We start from the raw sequence: 15751 nt of genomic DNA, 5'->3' as shown, positions 1-15751 counted from the left end.
GGGCTGTTTCAGAAGTCACCCACGAAGCGTCCCATCATCGTGCAAAAAGTGGCTGTCCCGCCATAGGTAGGACAGCACATGTTTTCTGGTGATCCGATGGGGACTTCCTGCGGCCGGCGGGCGTGACGGCGCGGCCTTGTGCCGCCAGACTGCCTGCCGCGGGTGTGCACGTTTCCCCCTCTGTCCTGCCGGATCATATGGCGATGGATGGTCGTTGGTTATCCCGACATGTCAGGCCCCTGCTGTTACTGGGGCGTTCCGTGTCCCTGTCCCTGCGTTCCGTTGGCAGGGATGGCGCCGGGGCCGGGATAGGATCCCGGCGGAGGGCGGTCAATGGGCGGGGAAATCATCCCCGGATCGGGCATTCCGCCCAGTCCGGATACCGATGCCACATGGGACAGCCGTTCGCGCGGCAAGGCCTCGGGACATTCATCACGCAGGAACGCGATGATCTGTTCACGTATTTCGCATCGCAGGTCCCAGCTCTGCATGGCGGAACGCGCGCTGGCGATGACACGGATCGTCATGACCTGCGCGTTGCAGTCCGCGACCTGCACGTCGAACACCTTGCCATCCCACAGGGGGGCGGCGTGCACGATTTCGCGCAGCCGTTCGCGGATGCGGTCCATCGGGGCGTGAAAGTCCACGTACAGGAACACCACCCCGATCAGGGCCGCCGAATTGTGGGTCCAGTTCTGGAATGTGTTTTCAAGGAAATACGAGATTGGCACGATATGACGCCGCCAGTCCCAGACCCGCAGGACGACATAGGTGGAGGTGATTTCTTCCACCCATGCCCAGTCGCCGTTGATGATGATCAGGTCTTCCATGCGGATGGGCTGCGTCATGGCGATCTGCATGCCGGCGAACAGGTTGGTCAGAAGCGGACGCGCCGCCAGGCCGACCACCAGTGACGCCGCCCCGGCCGAGGCGAAAAGGCTGAGCCCATACTGCCTTACCGGCTCGAACGTCATCAGCGATGCCCCCACCGTTATCAGACCGATCAGCAGGTCCGCCGTGCGGCGCAGCATGCGGACCTGCGTCATATGGGTCCGCAGGAGGATGTCATCCTTGTCGTTCTTGTCATTGATCCGCACCAGATACGCTTCTGACAGGATCCGCGTGGCGACAATGGCCGCATAACCCAGCATCAGCACGAACAGGACAAGCAGGGTATGCGTGGTGGCCTGGATCATTTCATAAGGCAGGCCCGATACCGGCAACGCGGTGCCGACAAACAGGACAACCAGCATGATCCGGGCGGGACGCTGCATCGCCATGGTAAAGGAGCGGATGAACGCGCCGCGTTTCTGTCCGGGAATGCGAAGGATCAGTTTTGTAAAGAAACGGCTGAACAGTTCAGCCATCAGGCCTGCCGCGCAGAGCATGAGGATTGATGCGACGGGGCCAGGCAGCCACCCGAAAAGATGTCTAAGGTCAGTAAGAACGGTAAGGAATTCGTTTTTCAAGAATAAATCCCGGCTTCTCTCATATATGTTCGGTGGGTGGGTACGCATATCGTGCGCGGGCTGGCAAAGCGACCCTGACGGCCTGATTCTTTTATAAGGGAATCATGGCGATAACGGGTTGACTTCTGCATTCAGCGGGGATATTTCGCACACATCCTAACGCGATGGCGGCGTAGCTCAGCGGTAGAGCAGGGGAATCATAATCCCTTGGTCGGCGGTTCAAATCCGTCCGCCGCTACCATCTGCGTTAGGGTTGATTTCCCTAGAAAAATTGCAACTATTCCTCGCTCTCAACAGTTCGATGATAGTGTGGGTTTGGCACATTGCTTCCCCCTGTTTAGCACTCCCCTGCCCTAAACGATAGCGGGTGACTTTTGTTGCCGCGCTCTGTGCCCTGCGTTTCTGGCTTGCTTCGCGCACATAAAATGGCCGACCAGCCACCGATCGAGGTCCTCGCGTAGCCATACCTGCCGCTTAACCGTCAATCTGATGGGTGGGACATGGGGCGCTACCTGAGAAAGGAACGTGCTGACCGACAGCCCAACATAGAGGGCAGCCTGCTCGGCCCGCAGGCCGCGCGGTATCCATGCTTCGCTCACGGTCCGATTTCTTTCCCTTCCTGATCGATCCACGCGCCAGACCTACCTTGCGGCCATCGCGCATGACCGGCGCGGCTGAACGCGCGCACCGTGCATGGGTATATTTTGCTGTATCGCGCCTTACAGCGGGAAACGGTGAAGGCACTGCAGAGAGCAATACTGACCGATGGCGCCGTTTTTCAGATGTGGGTAGTGGTGTGGATGGTTCTTCACGCGTGTCGTGTCCTGGCGGACAGGCAGCATCCCGGGATGAATGTGCTAATGATTTTGGCCATGCATGAAAATGAAAGCGATTCATGATGTTGCGCATGGGCTGGTCATCGGGACACGGGACCTTGGGTCTATCGCAATGGATTGAAAATGCATGGGAAAGCCATGGGGCATGAACGAAAGCGATCCTCAGGCTTCTCGAAATGCCCTTCCCCGGCGCGGCTGGTCGCCGGGTGTGATCCTGCTCCTCGGTATCGCGGGGATGCTGGATTTCATCGACCGGTTTGTCTTTTCGACGGCAAATGATGCCATCAAACACGACCTTCATCTTTCGGATACGATGGTCGGGTTGTTGGGTGGTACTGCCTTTGCCCTGCTTTACGGGGTAATGATCGTGCCGTTCGCCCTGGTGGCCGATCGTGGTTTTGCCGCGCGCATGGCATCGTTCGGTATCGCGGCGTGGAGTATCGCGACGGCCCTGATGGGGCGCACGCACGGGATCACCGGCATGGCGGCCACGCGCGTCTGCGTGGGTTTGGGGCAGGCTGCATTCTCCCCTTCCTCCGCCGCGCTGAATGCGGCCTATTCCACACCCGAAAGGCGCAGCACGTCGTTTGCCGTTTCCTATGGCGTGTCATATCTCGGCTATGTCATCGGGCTGGCAGGGGGTGGCTATCTTGTCGAACATATCGGCTGGCGCGCGACGTTCGCGGCCGTCGGGCTGGCGGGAATTCCCGTTGTGATCCTGATGTGCCTGTTCATCCGCGAACCACGGATGCCGCATGTGGGACAGGATGGAGAATCCTGGCTTGCGCTGCTTGCCAACCGGCCGTTGCGTGATCTGCTGCTTTATGGCGTCACGGGGCAGGTGGTGAATTATGGCATCACCCTGTGGGGCGTTTCGTTCTACATGCGATCCTTTGGCCTGTCATCGGGTCAGGCGGGGGCATGGTTCGGTATCGGGATCGGCATTGCAAGCGTGGCCGGGACCTTCATGGGGGGGCCGATCGCGGATCGGGTGGCAGGACGCTTCGGGTTTGGCGGCGCGATGCGCTTTGCCTTCTGGGCCTATCTGCTTGCCCAGCCCTTTCAGGTCGTGCAGGTGCTGACGTCCTCCCTCGACCTCTCATTGGCGATGCTCGTGCTGACGACGACGCTTTCGGCCCTTTGCACGGGGCCGGTTTACGGGGCAATCCCCAGCGTGGTGCCAGCGCACCGCCGCGCGGCCGCGATGGGGATGTACGCGCTGCTTGCCAACGCGATTGGCATCGGTCTTGGTCCGCCGCTTTTTGGATGGATCAGCGATATGCTGACACCGCATTTCGGTTCCGATGCCCTGCGTATGTCGCTGCTGATGGCGGCCATCCTGAATTTCTGGCCGGCGGTGCATCTGTTTCAGTTGCAACGCCGGTTCAGGGAATGACGGACACCGGGGAATGTCATCGCGTGTCGAGCCACCCGCATGCCGGCGCGCCTGGCGGATCCCAATGCCGGTCCCCCAGTGCCGAACATACAGGAAAACAGGTGTCCCCTGCCCTCAGCGAAGATTATGCCGATTTGTCGTCGCCATCGCATGCGATGCGAGAAAACGGAACTGGGCCTGCTCTTCCGGATAGGCCGGAATGCCTTGCAGGGCGTGGGATGTTTTCCGGTGGGTCCGGAAACTGCCCATCCGTTGCCAGGGACGGTCGGGATGCTGCTGGTTCCATATGCTGATTGCCAGCAGTTCAAGTTCGGGATTGGCTGTGCCCTGATCTGACTTCGTCATTTCCACCTCCCTCTGCCATGTCATGGGGTGCCGGAATAATCACGAGGCATATCGACTGCCCGACGATATCGCCGCATGCAGGCAACGCATCCCCCACGCGTAAGTTCAGGGTGAATGTGCGGAAATCCGGTGCCGGACGTGGTGACAGTTTCCACGGAAGTGGCCCGGCATGACGTCATTCATGTTGACTGAACGTGCGGGGAGAGCAAAATCAGCAGGCTGTCATCAACTGTAATCACAGACCACGATCATACGGATACCCTGCTGATAAGATGGGACGAATGGAGCCATCAGCCATGACCTCTTCTTTCCTGCATAAGATGCTCCTGACAGGCGCGTGCGTTCTGGGGGCAAGCGTGGCGTCCGGGAACATACGGCATGCCATGGCCCAGGATGTGGCGCGACATGGCCCCACGCCCGAGCAGAAGGCCGAAATGGAACGTGTCGTGCACGAAGCGGTCCAGCATGACATGCAGAGTGTCGCGCAGTATCCCCTGCCCAAGGATTTCTTTGCCCGCATGCTGCCGATGATGCAGCAGATCACGCAGGCCCATATTTCCCCGCCAATCGCGACATCGAATACGACGCTGGCGATGACCATCCGGCGGATGGAGGCAATGCAGCAGCTTCAGCCGATCCTGCAACGTAACGGCATGTCAGCGCGTGACTTCGTGATGAGCATCACCTGTTTCGGCATGACGACCGCCCTTCTTCAGGACCCGAAACATAAAAACAGCCCCCTTCCCCACCTGAATCCCGCCAATGTCAGGCTTATCCAGTCGCATGAGGCAGATGCCCAGGCCCTCATTCAGGTCATGAGCGCGGACGAGGATGAGGAAAGCCTGGAAGCAGGATTATAGGCAGGCCGGCGGCACCGGCCTCAGTCGCCCGTGCCGGTTTCGGTTGACCATCCGGCCTGTGCCGGTTGCGCGGAGGGCCGGACGCCCCTGTTGCGCAGGGCAAGCAATTTATGACGCAGCCAGTCCTTGGCATGTTTCGCCCGGATACCCAGCGGGGGCGGAAGACAGGAAAGCGCCAGTTCGACAATTCCCATGTTCTTCAGGAAATATTGCTGCCTGCGCATCCAGCCCATAAGCCCCGGAGCGGTAACAGGCGTGAGCATGTCAACCGGAACACGGAGTGTCACGTCACGTCCCAGCAGCAGGCGGCGCAGGAATTTGAAATAGGTATCGTTGCCTGCCCCGCCCTCGTCCCACGGCTTCGGGGTGAGTGCCGCATGCAGGATCAGGGGCGTTTTCCCCTGAAAGCGACAGCGTAGATTGCGTACGTCCAGCGTCTCCAGCAGGCGGAAGTCCCATCGATAGACCTGATCTTCCACCGGGGCGAGCGACAGGGCGTCTTCGGCATATTCGCTCATCAGCACCGCATTGAGCGCATCCTGGTCGGACTGGGCGGTCGGGGCGTCCCAGTCGGTGCCCTCCTGATAGGTGGGATGCGAATGAATGGCCTCGCAGGCCTTCCACCATTGCCCGAGCAGCCGGGGCCAGCGATCGACCGAAAATGCCACGAATGCCGAACATATGTATGTCTGGCGCCGTGGTGGCCGGGGAAGCTGGAAGATATCTTCCCACTGGGCATACCAGCGGTCATCAATCGGATTGGGAAACGCGCAGATGCCCCCTGCCCGCGCCTGATTGATAAGCGGGGCCAGCGATCCGGTTATGATCATGTCGGCATCAATGATCACGACAATTCCGGAGGCATTGGCAAGGTGCGCGAATGCCTTGTATTGGCCGGGGTTCTTTATTTTACTGGGATCGAGCCAGAACAGTTCCACCTGCCCATAGGTTCTGAGCAATGCTTTCTGCCGTTCGTTCAGGCCACAGTCCCCAACCCGTATTCGTTGGTGGTGGCCTGTAAGGACAAGGGAATTTATAAGAGCGACAAGTCCTTCGAAATAATGTTCATCGCATATTGTATAAAAGCAGACCTCATCATCATGTTTCATGACTGATGCCCTTATGTAAATACGACTGAAATTATAAATATCGGGTCATGTCAAAGCTTGGGGAGTGGAATATGCGGCGAAAACAGGCATCCGAGTGCGATCCCCGCCAGGAAAAGAATGACCATGGCTGTTGTCAGCATGGCGTGTTTTCGTTCCAATGGCGTGGAAAACGGTGGTTTCAGGCTTTTGTCAGCCAGGGGTGGCGGTTCGCTGCCACGTCTGAAATTGGTGCTCATGGGGGTTGTCCTGATTGAGGGTGGTCCATGAACGTTTCTTGTGTATTATAAGTTTCCTTAAGGCGAATATTATAATTTCAGAAGTTGAAATTGATTTTATAAATTAAGGATGAATTTTACTCATATATAATATAATAAATAAACATGAATTGATTTGGGGGCTATGCTGACCGAAAAAGTAGGATATCTTTCCTTTCGTGCATGTGACAGGAATGGCGTTCATTCAGTGGGGTAAATCCTGTCAGGAACAGCCTGCTGACCCCAGGCTGCGGACAGGGGGTATGTTCCGTCCATATCAAGGAAGGGTGCGGGATATGCTGCGGTTGGAATTGTATGCCCGGATCGCCGCCGGCACTCTGGTTATTTTTAAGGGAGGCGTCTATCCCTCCTCTCGTGTATTCTCCCTCGTTTTCTTCTTTCATGGGCTTGTCGATGAAAAACCAGATACAAAAAAACACCCTAGTTTCTTGTCGTAAATGGGTGGCTGGTATCGGGATCATGATGGTGCTCGCAGGCTGTTCCTCTTCCCACAGGACCTTCAACAGGGGACCGTATCTTGCTTATGGACTGGGCCAGAATGCGGCTTATGTCCCGATCGAGCCTTATATCGCGGCGGAAAACATCCGTCGTTCACTGGCCTGCAATACCCATGGCACAAAGCCCCTCATGCGGCATGATCTGCAGGAAGAACGGTTTATAATTACCAACGCGGTCCTGCCGGGCAGCCAGACGTCGTATGAGATTATCGTGGCGTGGTCGTTCACGGGTACATTGTTACGCGTTACCGCCAAGGATCCGGTCCCGGCAGTTGTCAGCACCATCAGTGATTATGCGAAACAGGGCGCGAATTGCCCGGCCGTGGCCATCAAAAAAGCCTGACGACAGCAAAGGGGAACGCCCGGACGTGGGGTTCCCCGATCATGAAACAGGCTGAAGATTCAGACCGTCGCCGGATAGGCGGCGTGCTGAATGCATGTGGCGGCCATCAGGTGGCCGTTTGCAAATGGCTGGATGCAGGGTTCATCAGCGGGACATGTGCCCAGCGTATCGCACTGGCTATCCTCGCTGGCGGCTTTCTGAACCATGTTCAGAAGGACCGCCTGCTGCATGGGCGTCAGCATTTCCACGGCGGCGGCCAGCGCGTGCTCAAGCCCCGAAATGTGGGCTTCGTAGACCAGCATCTGTTTGGCGGACATGGGAGCGCTTTTTTTTACTGACATAGTATTTTGCCCCTTAATAAAGAAAACCACATTTCACGGTCTGTCGTGGAATGTATTTTCAGTGATTGCCTGAAAATTATCTTTATTTGACTGATAATTTTCTTCACATGGCATGAACAGGCTAACTGCCAAGGGTAAAAAAAACATTAATATAAATCGGCAGGGGTGATGATCCGTAATCCCTGCCGGCATTTCATGCGGGCGACCTGGAATTCTTTACAAGATGGCCTGATGCCCGATCGTGGTGATCGGGTCAGTAATCCGTGGGGCGGCTGGATGCGACCTTCTGGGCGTGGCCCTTCATTTCCTGCGCGACGCCGCTGCGCGTGATTTTCCGGCTTCCCGTAACGTAACCGATCTCCTGCTTTAACTGTCCGGCAATGATGTTTGCCGCGCTGAAAACAATGTTCTTGAAAGTGGTCATACAGTTATCCTCATCCAGGCATGAAAATATGACGTGGCATCCGGTGCCGGAGCCCAGCGCATTACAACCACAACGCATATCAGGCATGCAACATATAAATGTGATGATGGATGAGGAAAAGACGTCCGGACCCTATCGCCCTATATCGCGCAGTTTTTTTCCGGCCAGCAGGTTCGTCTCGATGGTTTCCAGGGAGACATCCTTGGTTTCAGGCACGAACATCAGCGTAAAGACGATGAACACGACATTCATGAAGGCAAAGCCGGCGAAGGTCTGGCCAAATCCGATGACGGAGACGAGGCTCAGGAAGGTATTGCTGACGCCCCAGTCGGCCCACCAGTTGGCGAGGGTGGAGCATCCTACCCCGAAATCCCTTCCCTCCAGCGGCTGGATTTCGGAACATAAGGTCCATACCAGCGGGCCAGCCCCCAGCCCGAATCCCCCGACAAAAACCAGAAGCGCGCACAGCAGGCACAGGGTCGCGGACATGCCGGGCAGGTGAAGGCCGGTGATGATGGCGGCGATGGTCAGGGAAATCGCCATGATGGCCGCGCTGGTGCACAGCAGCGGCCGCCTGCCCCATCTGTTGACAAGGAAGATGGCGGCAATGCCCACGACCGTATTGATGACGCCAATCAGGACAGTCGCCCATGCCGCGCCAGATATGCCGAATTGCGCGTTCTGCAGGATTTTGGGCATGTAGTACATGACCACATTGATGCCGGTCAGCTGCTGCATGACCTGCAGGCAGATGCCCAGCAGCACGGAACGGCGAAAATTGGGCTGCTGTCGCAGGAGCGTCAGGCCACTGACATGTCCCTTGCCGGCTTCCTGTTTGAGGCTGTTGAACTCCTGCTCGACCTCGGCGGGTGTATCGCGCAGGGAACGCAGGACTTCCCTGACCCTGTCATCCTGTCCGCGTGCGATCAGCCACGAAGGGCTTGGGGGCAGGAAAAGGCAACCGGTGAACAGCAGCGCTGCGGGCAGCATGGGCATGCTGACCATCCATCGCCAGTGCCCCCCTGACGACAGGATGCTTCCCAGCAGATATCCCGCCAGGATTCCAGCAGACTGCAGCATTGAAAATGTCGAAACCATGCTGCCACGCAAATGGCCAGACATCGTTTCGGAGATATAGAGCGGCGCGGTAAAGGTGCATATGCCGATGGCCACGCCGATCAGCAGGCGTCCCACCAGGATTTGCGAAAGGTGAAAGGCATCCGCGCATAGGCCGGCCCCGATGAACATCAGGACCATGGCCATCATCAGGACCAGGCGCCTGCCAAAACGGGCGGAAAACGTCCCTGCCCCCAGCGACCCGACCGATGCCCCGATCATCAGCACGGATACGATCCATTCCTGATCGCGGATCGAGGCATGGAAATCATTCCCGATAAATCCGAGTGCTTCGGAAATCAGTCCCGTATCCAGCCCGACCAGCAGCCCGGCCGAGGCGGTGATCAATCCGATGCGAAAGGCTTTCTGATGCGTGGGGGAACGATGTTCAGGGGATGCTGTGGTGGGAAACACGTTCTGTTTTCCTCCGGGGGGAATGTTTTTCGAGGTCCATGTTGACGTCATAATGACCGATACGGCATCCATCCATGATGCAACCCCGAACGACGGACTTTCTGACACAATTATTGAATCGCATGGCCCCGTCCACACGGGGCGTGGTGTGGTCGTATGATGGGCGGGGGAATGGGCGTCGGCACGCTCCTCCATATGGAGTGTTTCATGAAGCCATCTGATCTCATACGCTCCGTCATCAGCCGCAAGGAGGAAGCGGGGGCTTTCGGGGCGATTTTCGCGTTCGTGCTGTGGGCCAACCTGATCACCCCGTTATGGGCGGATGATTACTGCCGAAGCATTCCTTTTGATATCCGAAATACATTCCATATTGTTTATGGAAACTATTTTTACTGGACGGGTAGATATTTTACGACAATCATCACCTTCTTTTTCATGGAATTAAAAGAATACCATTCAATATTTCTGTTTGATGTTCTGAATTCCGTCATATTCTGTTGCCTTGTATTCAACTGCTGCAAGATATCGGAAAATGTGATTCCGCGTGGAATGGCGGATGATAAGGACAGGATGTCCGCGATAAATATCCTGTTCATATTCCTCGCGCTATGGTGGATCCCCCGCGATATTGCCGAAGTCGCATTATGGAAAACAGGTTCCATCGGGTATCTGTGGCCTGTTACGGGGGAATTGTGGATTTTACGGCAGGTTCTTGCAAAACGTATGCATTATGGACTGGCGGCATGCGGCTTCGCCTTTTTCATATCGACGTTTCTGGAACCGCTTTCCCTTCTGATGAGTATTGTCCTGATCTGCTACGGGATCGGAAATTACCGCAGCAGGGTGTCCGTCCCCTGGGGTTTTATTATCGCCCATGTGGCGGGGACCATATTTTTATGGCTGGCGCCGGGAAATTATGTCCGTGCCCGTGTCATGGAACATGATACGGTCCTGCACCGCCTTGATGGGCTTTTCGGCAATTTCGGCAGTCTGTTTGACCTGTACTGGCTGCCGTTTATCGCCATTCTGCTTGTGGGGTACGTATCATCGCGAAAGGCGGGGAATGTCGGATGGCGCTCCCCCGAACTGTCGGGGAAGGTTGGCTTTTTCACGGGGCTTGCATTGATTTACATGGCGGGACTGCTGCTGTTCCCACGCTCGTCCCTGGCCGCCCGGGTGTCATTGCCGGCCAGTGTCTATCTTGTGTGCGTATTGGGAACGTTATTCGTCAACCGGCCCGATGCGACCGCAGCCCGCGACATGGCGGTCAGGGCCGGCATCTTCGGGATGATTATATGGCATATGTGGATATGCGTGCCCGACCTTGTGTATCTGGCCCGCATCAGCCGGACCTGGGTCAGCCTGACGACACCCCACAGCGACAGTTATGACGATGTCACCCTGCCACGTGTCACCATGGGGCCACGGCATAAACTGCTTTATGTCCACAAGGATATTATTTTCGTGGGGATTTCCCCCGATCCGCACAGCATGATGAATGTCTGTTTCGCGCGGGCACTTGGCGTCAAAAGCGTCCATTCAGAGGCTGAATGAACGCTGCCTGTCCATTTGCGGACAGGATGGCCTTACTGCGGGGATGACGGTGAATTCGCCGGCGTCCCCGACTGTTCCCCCGCAGGCTGGGACGGCTGGTTTTCCTGTGCCTTCTGGGCGGCCGCGGCATCCTTGCGGGCCTTGTGGCGACGCATCATGCCGGCAGCGCAGCCTGCGGCAGCACCCCCCTTGGCATGGCCACTTCCGACGAAATGACCGGCAACGCCACCCGCTGCCGCCCCCTTGAGGCACCCACCCGGTTCCGCGAAGGCAAGGGAGGACGGCAATGCGAACCCACAGACAAGCAGGGCGTAAAAGGCGGATTTAAGCTTCATGATGGGTTGTTTTCCTGTTTGTTCATGTCCCTAACACGTCGGCCCGGGGGTGGTTCCGTGACAGCCGGCAGGCCGGCGCGCGGCGGACCGCAGGCAGTGCAAGCCATGAGTTTTTTGTGGGGTAAGAATGTGTTTTCCCGATATGCAGGGATAACAGTTGTCAGGGGCCGCGGTGCCTTCCATCGTGGAATGTCTCCAACAAAGGAAGAGGATCCTGATGATGAGCAAGGAACCGTCGGAAGTTATCCATGCCGCGCTGATTCACGCTGCGGCGACCCTGACTGCGGCCAAGAAGGAAATAATTGAAAAGGCGTCCCCGACCGAAATCAAGGCGCATTTCAAATCTTTCCTGCATACGCTGGAAACAGGCTGGCGTGAGCATGAAGCCGGCGATCATCATAAATAAGAACCGATGATCCGTGGCATCCGGGTAAACGGAACCCGGATGCCGCATGCAAGGCGTGCCTGACTTATGGTGGCACGAACAGGATTTACTTTCCTGTAAAGAACTTGCTCATATCCGAGCCGGTCTTGTGGCTCCAGCGGTCCATTTTGTTGCCTGTGTCGTGGCTCCAGTTATCCAGCTTCTTGCCGGTCCGGTTGCCCCAGTCCTTGACGTCCCGCGTGTCGTTGGAGGCTTCGTCATGGGCTGTATGAGCCTTTTCGCGCGCCACATGTCCTTCGTGGCGCATCTTCTGCTTTGCCACGCATGCATCGTAATCCGACGCCTGGGCGCAATCATCGGCATGGGCAGAGGTCACGGCCATGCCAGACAGGCCCAGAATACCAAATCCAACCAGTAATGCTTTTCTCATATCTTCCAGTATCCACCCTGTACTTGTGGATATCTGCCTGAAATGTGTAATCCCGCCGGACAGATATCCTGCCTTCGGTTATGGAAAATGACAGAAGGCATGAAATGAAGGATCCTTCCATGTCCCCGGCTATACAGTCCATGGAAGGGGCGTATCTGCGTTCAACGCCGGATACGCCCTCCGGTTGCATGGAACTTATTTGCGGAAATCGAGGACGATACGGCCCGCGACCTTTCCATGCTGGAGACGGTCGAAAATATCGTTGATATTTTCCAGCTTGTCGGGCGCGACGACTGTTGAAACCTTGCCTTCGGTAAAGAAGGATAGGGCTTCGATCATGTCCAGCCGCGTACCGACGATGGAGCCACGGACCGTCGTGCCATTCATGACCATGTCAAAGATCGACAGCGGGAATTCCCCTGGCGGCAGGCCGTTGAGGACAATCGTCCCCCCGCGCCGGGCATAGCCAATGGCCTGCGTGAACGCGCTGTTGGATACTGCGGTTACAAGCACGCCGTGGGTGCCGCCCGTTTTCTGCTGGATATAGGAAACAGGGTCGGTCGTGCGGGCATTGACGGTAACGCTCGCGCCAAGCCTGCGGGCCTCGTTCAGCTTGCCGTCGTCGATATCGACGGCCGCGACATTCAGCCCCATGGCGACGGCGTACTGGATCGCCATCTGGCCCAGTCCGCCCGCCCCCGAAATCGCGACCCATTCCCCCGCGCGCGTATCGGTCATCTTCAGGCCCTTATAGACCGTCAGGCCAGCGCACAGGACGGGCGCGGTGCGGATGGGATCGATGTCCTTGGGCAGGTGCGCCACGTAATTCGGGTCGGCCACGACATATTCCGCAAAGCAGCCATTGACCGAATATCCGGTGTCTTCCTGCTTTTCACACAGGGTTTCCCAGCCCCCCAGGCAATGTTCGCAATGGCCACAGGCCGAATACAGCCACGGCACGCCCACCACGTCGCCCGTCTTGATCCAGTCCACGGACGACCCGACCTCCACGACATGGCCGATGCCTTCATGCCCGGGAATGAAAGGCGGCTTCGGCTTGACGGGCCAGTCCCCGCGCGCGGCATGAAGGTCGGTATGACACACGCCACAGGCATCGACCTTGACCAGGATCTGGTTGGGGCGGATCGAGGGAATATCGAGTTCCTCGATGCTCAGCGGTTTACCGAATTCGCGGACAACCGCCGCTTTCATCTTTCCGGCCATTTAACCCTCTTTCGCAGTACGCCGCGCGCGTCAGGCACATATGCGCGGGTCAGGGGAAATCCCCCCTGCCCTGCCTCCCAATGCCCTGACTCGACGCGGCCTTGTTCAGTCAGCGCATGTTGTCACAAGATGTTCCCGCGCGCATTGATGTGGGTCAGCCTGCCGGGTGTCTCAGTCCCCTGCCAGCCCGTCCAGTCCCTGCGCCAGATCGGCAATCAGTTCGTCCGTATTTTCCAGGCCGATATGGATGCGAAACGTCGGTCCCGCCTGCGTGACGCTGTCGCAGGAACGGGTGATGCCGTGGGTGGTGGGCAGGACCAGGCTTTCATATCCGCCCCATGATGCGCCGATGCCAAACATGCGCAGCGAATCAATCATGCGTTCCAGCTGGATCAGCGTGAAATCGGACCGCAGGATGACCCCGAACAGCGAGGACGCGCCAGAAAAATCGCGTTTCCAGAATTCATGCCCCGGACATGACGGCAGCGCCGGATGCAGGACGCGGGTCACTTCGGGCCGCGTCTGAAGCCACAGGGCGATATCGATGGCCGATTGCGACTGGCGTTCCTGCCGCACGGGCAATGTCCGTATCCCCCGCAATGTCAGGGCGCAGTCGTCCGGCCCGGCCACCTGCCCGGTCTGGATCGCGGTGTCGCGCAGGATGCGCCAGTCCTGTTCATTATTGACGGAAATGGCCCCGATGACGGTGTCGGCATGCCCGGCCGGATATTTCGTCAGCGCCTGTATGGAAATGTCGGCGCCATGGCGGAACGGCTGGAAGATGCCGATGCCCCATGTATTGTCCACGATCAGGCGCGCGCCGCATGCATGGGCCACGCGGGCAAGCATGGGAATGTCCTGTACCTCGAATGAATGGCTGCCGGGACTTTCGCTAAAGACGATCCGGGTGTTGGCCCGGCACAGCTGCCGCACTTCGGATTCGGTGGCGCAGGGCGGGAAATAGGTGATGTCCACGCCGAAGCGACGCAGGATTTTTTCGGCAAAGCGCCGGGTCGGACCATAGACGGAGTCCGAGATCAGGCAGTGGCCGCCATTATCCAGGAACGCCAGAAGAGGCAGCATGCATGCCGCAAGGCCCGAAGGCGCGATCTGGGTATGGCTGGCCCCCTCGATCGTGGCGATGGCGTGTTCCAGCCGGTGCTGGAGCGGCGTTCCCATCGCGCCATAAATCAGCTCATCGTCGTAACGTCCGTGCCCGGCCTTTTCCATGGCCTCCAGCGAGGAGAACAGGACCGTCGAGCCACGGGCGACCGCCGGATTGACAAATACGCCCTCATCCCCTTTCGGGGTATCGCGGGCAATCCGCACCGCAAGCGATGCCAGGTCCCGCCATCCGTGGGAGACGGCATTGCGCAGATTTTCGTGATCCATGATGTCTTCCTTGCCCGGGCCGGTCATCCGCGCTGCGTCACGATGGGCGTTCCGGGGGTCGATGCCCATTCCGCCCATGAACCGTCATAGACGGAATGCAGTCCCAATCCGGCCGCCGCCAGGCCAAGGGCCAGCACGCAGGCGGTCATGCCACTGCCGCAACTGCATACGACCTCGCTGTCGGGACGGACACCCGCGGCGGCGAATATCTGGCGAAGCTCATGCGCGGGCAGCATGCGTCCGTCAGGTCCCAGCACGGTGGTATAGGGTACGTTGGCCGCGCCCGGCATGTGACCGGACGAAATGCCGGGACGGGGTTCGGGCTGTTCGCCGGTAAAACGTCCGTGCGCGCGTGCGTCAAGAATTACCGACGATCGCGGCGCATGCACGATATCCAGCATGTCGCCCAGCCCCTTCAGGCGCCGGGTGCGCAGGCGCGCGATGAATGGATGGGTGGTGTCCGGCATGACGGGCGTTGGCCCGGTTTCAAGGGGAAGCCCCGCCCCCATCCATGCGGGCAGTCCACCATCAAGCACCTGAGTCCTGTCATGGCCGAACAGCCCCATCAGCCACCATCCCCGCGCGGCGCAGGGCACCCCCTTCTGGTCATAGAAGACGATCCGCGCCCCGTCATGCAGCCCCAGGGCCGAGGCCAGGCGGGCAAAGCGCGCCTGGCCCGGCACGGTGTGCGGCAAGGGGGAATCCGGGTCTGAAAATGTGTCGATGTCAAAGCGGCGCGCGCCGGGGATATGTCCCGAAAGGAAACATGTCTGCGGATCGAATGTCTGCCCCGGAAGGGCCTGCGTCGCGTCGAGCACGACGATATCGTCACGCGGCAGGCTGCGGGCCAGTTCCTCGGCGCAAATCAGTGGATGCATGTCTGTGGCCAATCTTTGGTGTTTGTATGCTTTGCGATAAGGTGCAGCATATTGCGCCATGACGGAAGCGGGGCAACGCATTGTCCACGCATTGCCTGTGCATTGCCACAAAACGGATCGCGACGGAT

General features: G+C 58.2%; 17 protein-coding genes and 1 tRNA gene. 6 read left to right on the top strand and 12 right to left on the bottom strand.

Translation table 11 applies throughout. The features are described from left to right. Positions 1 to 245: 245 nt before the first annotated feature. Entirely contained in the window at positions 246 to 1469 is a 1224-nt protein-coding gene (locus CFR71_RS07345) for a mechanosensitive ion channel family protein (protein ID WP_110529369.1), read from the bottom strand. A gap of 166 nt (positions 1470 to 1635) precedes the next feature. On the opposite strand from CFR71_RS07345, the gene CFR71_RS07340 reads away from it, so the two are divergent. Continuing rightward, positions 1636 to 1710: transfer RNA gene (locus CFR71_RS07340), tRNA-Met, on the top strand. Between the two features lie 722 nt (positions 1711 to 2432). Further along, positions 2433 to 3701: an MFS transporter gene (locus tag CFR71_RS07330; RefSeq protein ID WP_110529364.1), complete on the top strand. Its 1269-nt coding sequence runs from the start codon at positions 2433 to 2435 to the stop codon at positions 3699 to 3701. Between the two features lie 114 nt (positions 3702 to 3815). Here the strand turns inward: CFR71_RS07330 and CFR71_RS07325 are convergent, their stop codons facing one another. Further along, a complete protein-coding gene (locus tag CFR71_RS07325; protein ID WP_239019349.1) occupies positions 3816 to 4046 on the bottom strand; it encodes a hypothetical protein in 231 nt (76 codons plus the stop codon). 296 nt (positions 4047 to 4342) lie between these two features. Between CFR71_RS07325 and CFR71_RS07320 the strand changes: the two genes are divergently transcribed. Further along, complete coding sequence (locus tag CFR71_RS07320) at positions 4343 to 4906, top strand: hypothetical protein (protein ID WP_110529358.1); 564 nt, start codon at positions 4343 to 4345, stop codon at positions 4904 to 4906. Between the two features lie 20 nt (positions 4907 to 4926). Here the strand turns inward: CFR71_RS07320 and CFR71_RS07315 are convergent, their stop codons facing one another. Both CFR71_RS07315 and CFR71_RS07305 read right to left on the bottom strand, forming a co-directional pair. Further along, positions 4927 to 5865: a glycosyltransferase family protein gene (locus CFR71_RS07315; protein WP_133250271.1), complete on the bottom strand. Its 939-nt coding sequence runs from the start codon at positions 5863 to 5865 to the stop codon at positions 4927 to 4929. Between the two features lie 200 nt (positions 5866 to 6065). Next, the gene (locus tag CFR71_RS07305; protein ID WP_110529349.1) at positions 6066 to 6251 is read right to left on the bottom strand and encodes a hypothetical protein; all 186 of its coding nucleotides are present in this window, start codon (positions 6249 to 6251) and stop codon (positions 6066 to 6068) included. Positions 6252 to 6683: 432 nt separating this feature from the next. On the opposite strand from CFR71_RS07305, the gene CFR71_RS07300 reads away from it, so the two are divergent. Beyond that, the gene (locus CFR71_RS07300) at positions 6684 to 7130 is read left to right on the top strand and encodes a hypothetical protein (RefSeq protein WP_133251099.1); all 447 of its coding nucleotides are present in this window, start codon (positions 6684 to 6686) and stop codon (positions 7128 to 7130) included. A 59-nt stretch (positions 7131 to 7189) separates the two neighbouring features. Here CFR71_RS07300 and CFR71_RS07295 read toward each other — a convergent pair whose 3' ends face one another. The 3 genes from CFR71_RS07295 to CFR71_RS07285 all read right to left on the bottom strand — a co-directional run bounded on the left by CFR71_RS07295 (position 7190) and on the right by CFR71_RS07285 (position 9425). Continuing rightward, positions 7190 to 7447 carry a hypothetical protein gene (locus CFR71_RS07295; RefSeq protein WP_110529343.1) on the bottom strand — a complete coding sequence of 86 codons (258 nt, stop codon included), beginning with the start codon at positions 7445 to 7447 and terminating at the stop codon, positions 7190 to 7192. A gap of 277 nt (positions 7448 to 7724) precedes the next feature. Next, complete coding sequence (locus tag CFR71_RS07290) at positions 7725 to 7895, bottom strand: CsbD family protein (RefSeq protein WP_206057901.1); 171 nt, start codon at positions 7893 to 7895, stop codon at positions 7725 to 7727. Positions 7896 to 8027: 132 nt separating this feature from the next. Then, positions 8028 to 9425, bottom strand: a complete 1398-nt coding sequence (locus CFR71_RS07285; protein ID WP_239020300.1) for a sugar porter family MFS transporter — start codon at positions 9423 to 9425, stop codon at positions 8028 to 8030. A 156-nt stretch (positions 9426 to 9581) separates the two neighbouring features. Here CFR71_RS07285 and CFR71_RS16840 point away from each other — a divergent pair, with 156 nt between their 5' ends. Continuing rightward, on the top strand, positions 9582 to 10979 hold the full coding sequence (locus CFR71_RS16840) for a DUF6056 family protein (RefSeq protein ID WP_338065924.1): 1398 nt from the start codon (positions 9582 to 9584) through the stop codon (positions 10977 to 10979). A 32-nt stretch (positions 10980 to 11011) separates the two neighbouring features. Here the strand turns inward: CFR71_RS16840 and CFR71_RS07275 are convergent, their stop codons facing one another. After that, positions 11012 to 11314 (bottom strand): hypothetical protein, encoded by a 303-nt coding sequence (locus CFR71_RS07275; protein WP_110529337.1) that lies wholly within the window; start codon positions 11312 to 11314, stop codon positions 11012 to 11014. Between the two features lie 220 nt (positions 11315 to 11534). On the opposite strand from CFR71_RS07275, the gene CFR71_RS07270 reads away from it, so the two are divergent. Then, positions 11535 to 11720 (top strand): hypothetical protein, encoded by a 186-nt coding sequence (locus CFR71_RS07270; RefSeq protein ID WP_110529569.1) that lies wholly within the window; start codon positions 11535 to 11537, stop codon positions 11718 to 11720. Between the two features lie 85 nt (positions 11721 to 11805). Here CFR71_RS07270 and CFR71_RS07265 read toward each other — a convergent pair whose 3' ends face one another. The 4 genes from CFR71_RS07265 to CFR71_RS07250 form a co-directional block, all read right to left on the bottom strand. Next, positions 11806 to 12129 (bottom strand): hypothetical protein, encoded by a 324-nt coding sequence (locus CFR71_RS07265; RefSeq protein WP_110529333.1) that lies wholly within the window; start codon positions 12127 to 12129, stop codon positions 11806 to 11808. 195 nt (positions 12130 to 12324) lie between these two features. Continuing rightward, positions 12325 to 13353, bottom strand: a complete 1029-nt coding sequence (adhP, locus tag CFR71_RS07260; protein WP_110529329.1) for an alcohol dehydrogenase AdhP — start codon at positions 13351 to 13353, stop codon at positions 12325 to 12327. Between the two features lie 171 nt (positions 13354 to 13524). After that, positions 13525 to 14745 carry a cystathionine beta-lyase gene (gene metC / locus CFR71_RS07255; protein ID WP_206057898.1) on the bottom strand — a complete coding sequence of 407 codons (1221 nt, stop codon included), beginning with the start codon at positions 14743 to 14745 and terminating at the stop codon, positions 13525 to 13527. Between the two features lie 23 nt (positions 14746 to 14768). After that, a complete protein-coding gene (locus CFR71_RS07250; protein WP_110529326.1) occupies positions 14769 to 15623 on the bottom strand; it encodes a sulfurtransferase in 855 nt (284 codons plus the stop codon). Positions 15624 to 15751 lie beyond the last annotated feature (128 nt).

Origin of the sequence: Novacetimonas pomaceti (assembly GCF_003207955.1) — a bacterium.
GTDB lineage: Bacteria > Pseudomonadota > Alphaproteobacteria > Acetobacterales > Acetobacteraceae > Novacetimonas > Novacetimonas pomaceti.
The sequence above is the reverse complement of the archived record's forward strand: the minus strand, read 5'-3'. Positions and strand labels throughout refer to the sequence as shown.

Excerpts from the sequence above, each read along its gene's own strand:
- CFR71_RS07265 (WP_110529333.1), bottom strand. The coding sequence starts at position 12,129 with ATGAGAAAAGCATTACTGGTTGGATTTGGTATTCTGGGCCTGTCTGGC.
- CFR71_RS07300 (WP_133251099.1), top strand. The coding sequence starts at position 6,684 with ATGAAAAACCAGATACAAAAAAACACCCTAGTTTCTTGTCGTAAATGG.
- CFR71_RS07320 (WP_110529358.1), top strand. The coding sequence starts at position 4,343 with ATGACCTCTTCTTTCCTGCATAAGATGCTCCTGACAGGCGCGTGCGTT.
- CFR71_RS07290 (WP_206057901.1), bottom strand. The coding sequence starts at position 7,895 with ATGACCACTTTCAAGAACATTGTTTTCAGCGCGGCAAACATCATTGCC.
- CFR71_RS07275 (WP_110529337.1), bottom strand. The coding sequence starts at position 11,314 with ATGAAGCTTAAATCCGCCTTTTACGCCCTGCTTGTCTGTGGGTTCGCA.
- CFR71_RS07295 (WP_110529343.1), bottom strand. The coding sequence starts at position 7,447 with ATGTCCGCCAAACAGATGCTGGTCTACGAAGCCCACATTTCGGGGCTT.
- CFR71_RS16840 (WP_338065924.1), top strand. The coding sequence starts at position 9,582 with ATGATGGGCGGGGGAATGGGCGTCGGCACGCTCCTCCATATGGAGTGT.
- metC (WP_206057898.1), bottom strand. The coding sequence starts at position 14,745 with ATGGATCACGAAAATCTGCGCAATGCCGTCTCCCACGGATGGCGGGAC.
- CFR71_RS07250 (WP_110529326.1), bottom strand. The coding sequence starts at position 15,623 with ATGCATCCACTGATTTGCGCCGAGGAACTGGCCCGCAGCCTGCCGCGT.
- adhP (WP_110529329.1), bottom strand. The coding sequence starts at position 13,353 with ATGGCCGGAAAGATGAAAGCGGCGGTTGTCCGCGAATTCGGTAAACCG.
- CFR71_RS07330 (WP_110529364.1), top strand. The coding sequence starts at position 2,433 with ATGGGAAAGCCATGGGGCATGAACGAAAGCGATCCTCAGGCTTCTCGA.
- CFR71_RS07305 (WP_110529349.1), bottom strand. The coding sequence starts at position 6,251 with ATGAGCACCAATTTCAGACGTGGCAGCGAACCGCCACCCCTGGCTGAC.
- CFR71_RS07270 (WP_110529569.1), top strand. The coding sequence starts at position 11,535 with ATGAGCAAGGAACCGTCGGAAGTTATCCATGCCGCGCTGATTCACGCT.
- CFR71_RS07325 (WP_239019349.1), bottom strand. The coding sequence starts at position 4,046 with ATGACGAAGTCAGATCAGGGCACAGCCAATCCCGAACTTGAACTGCTG.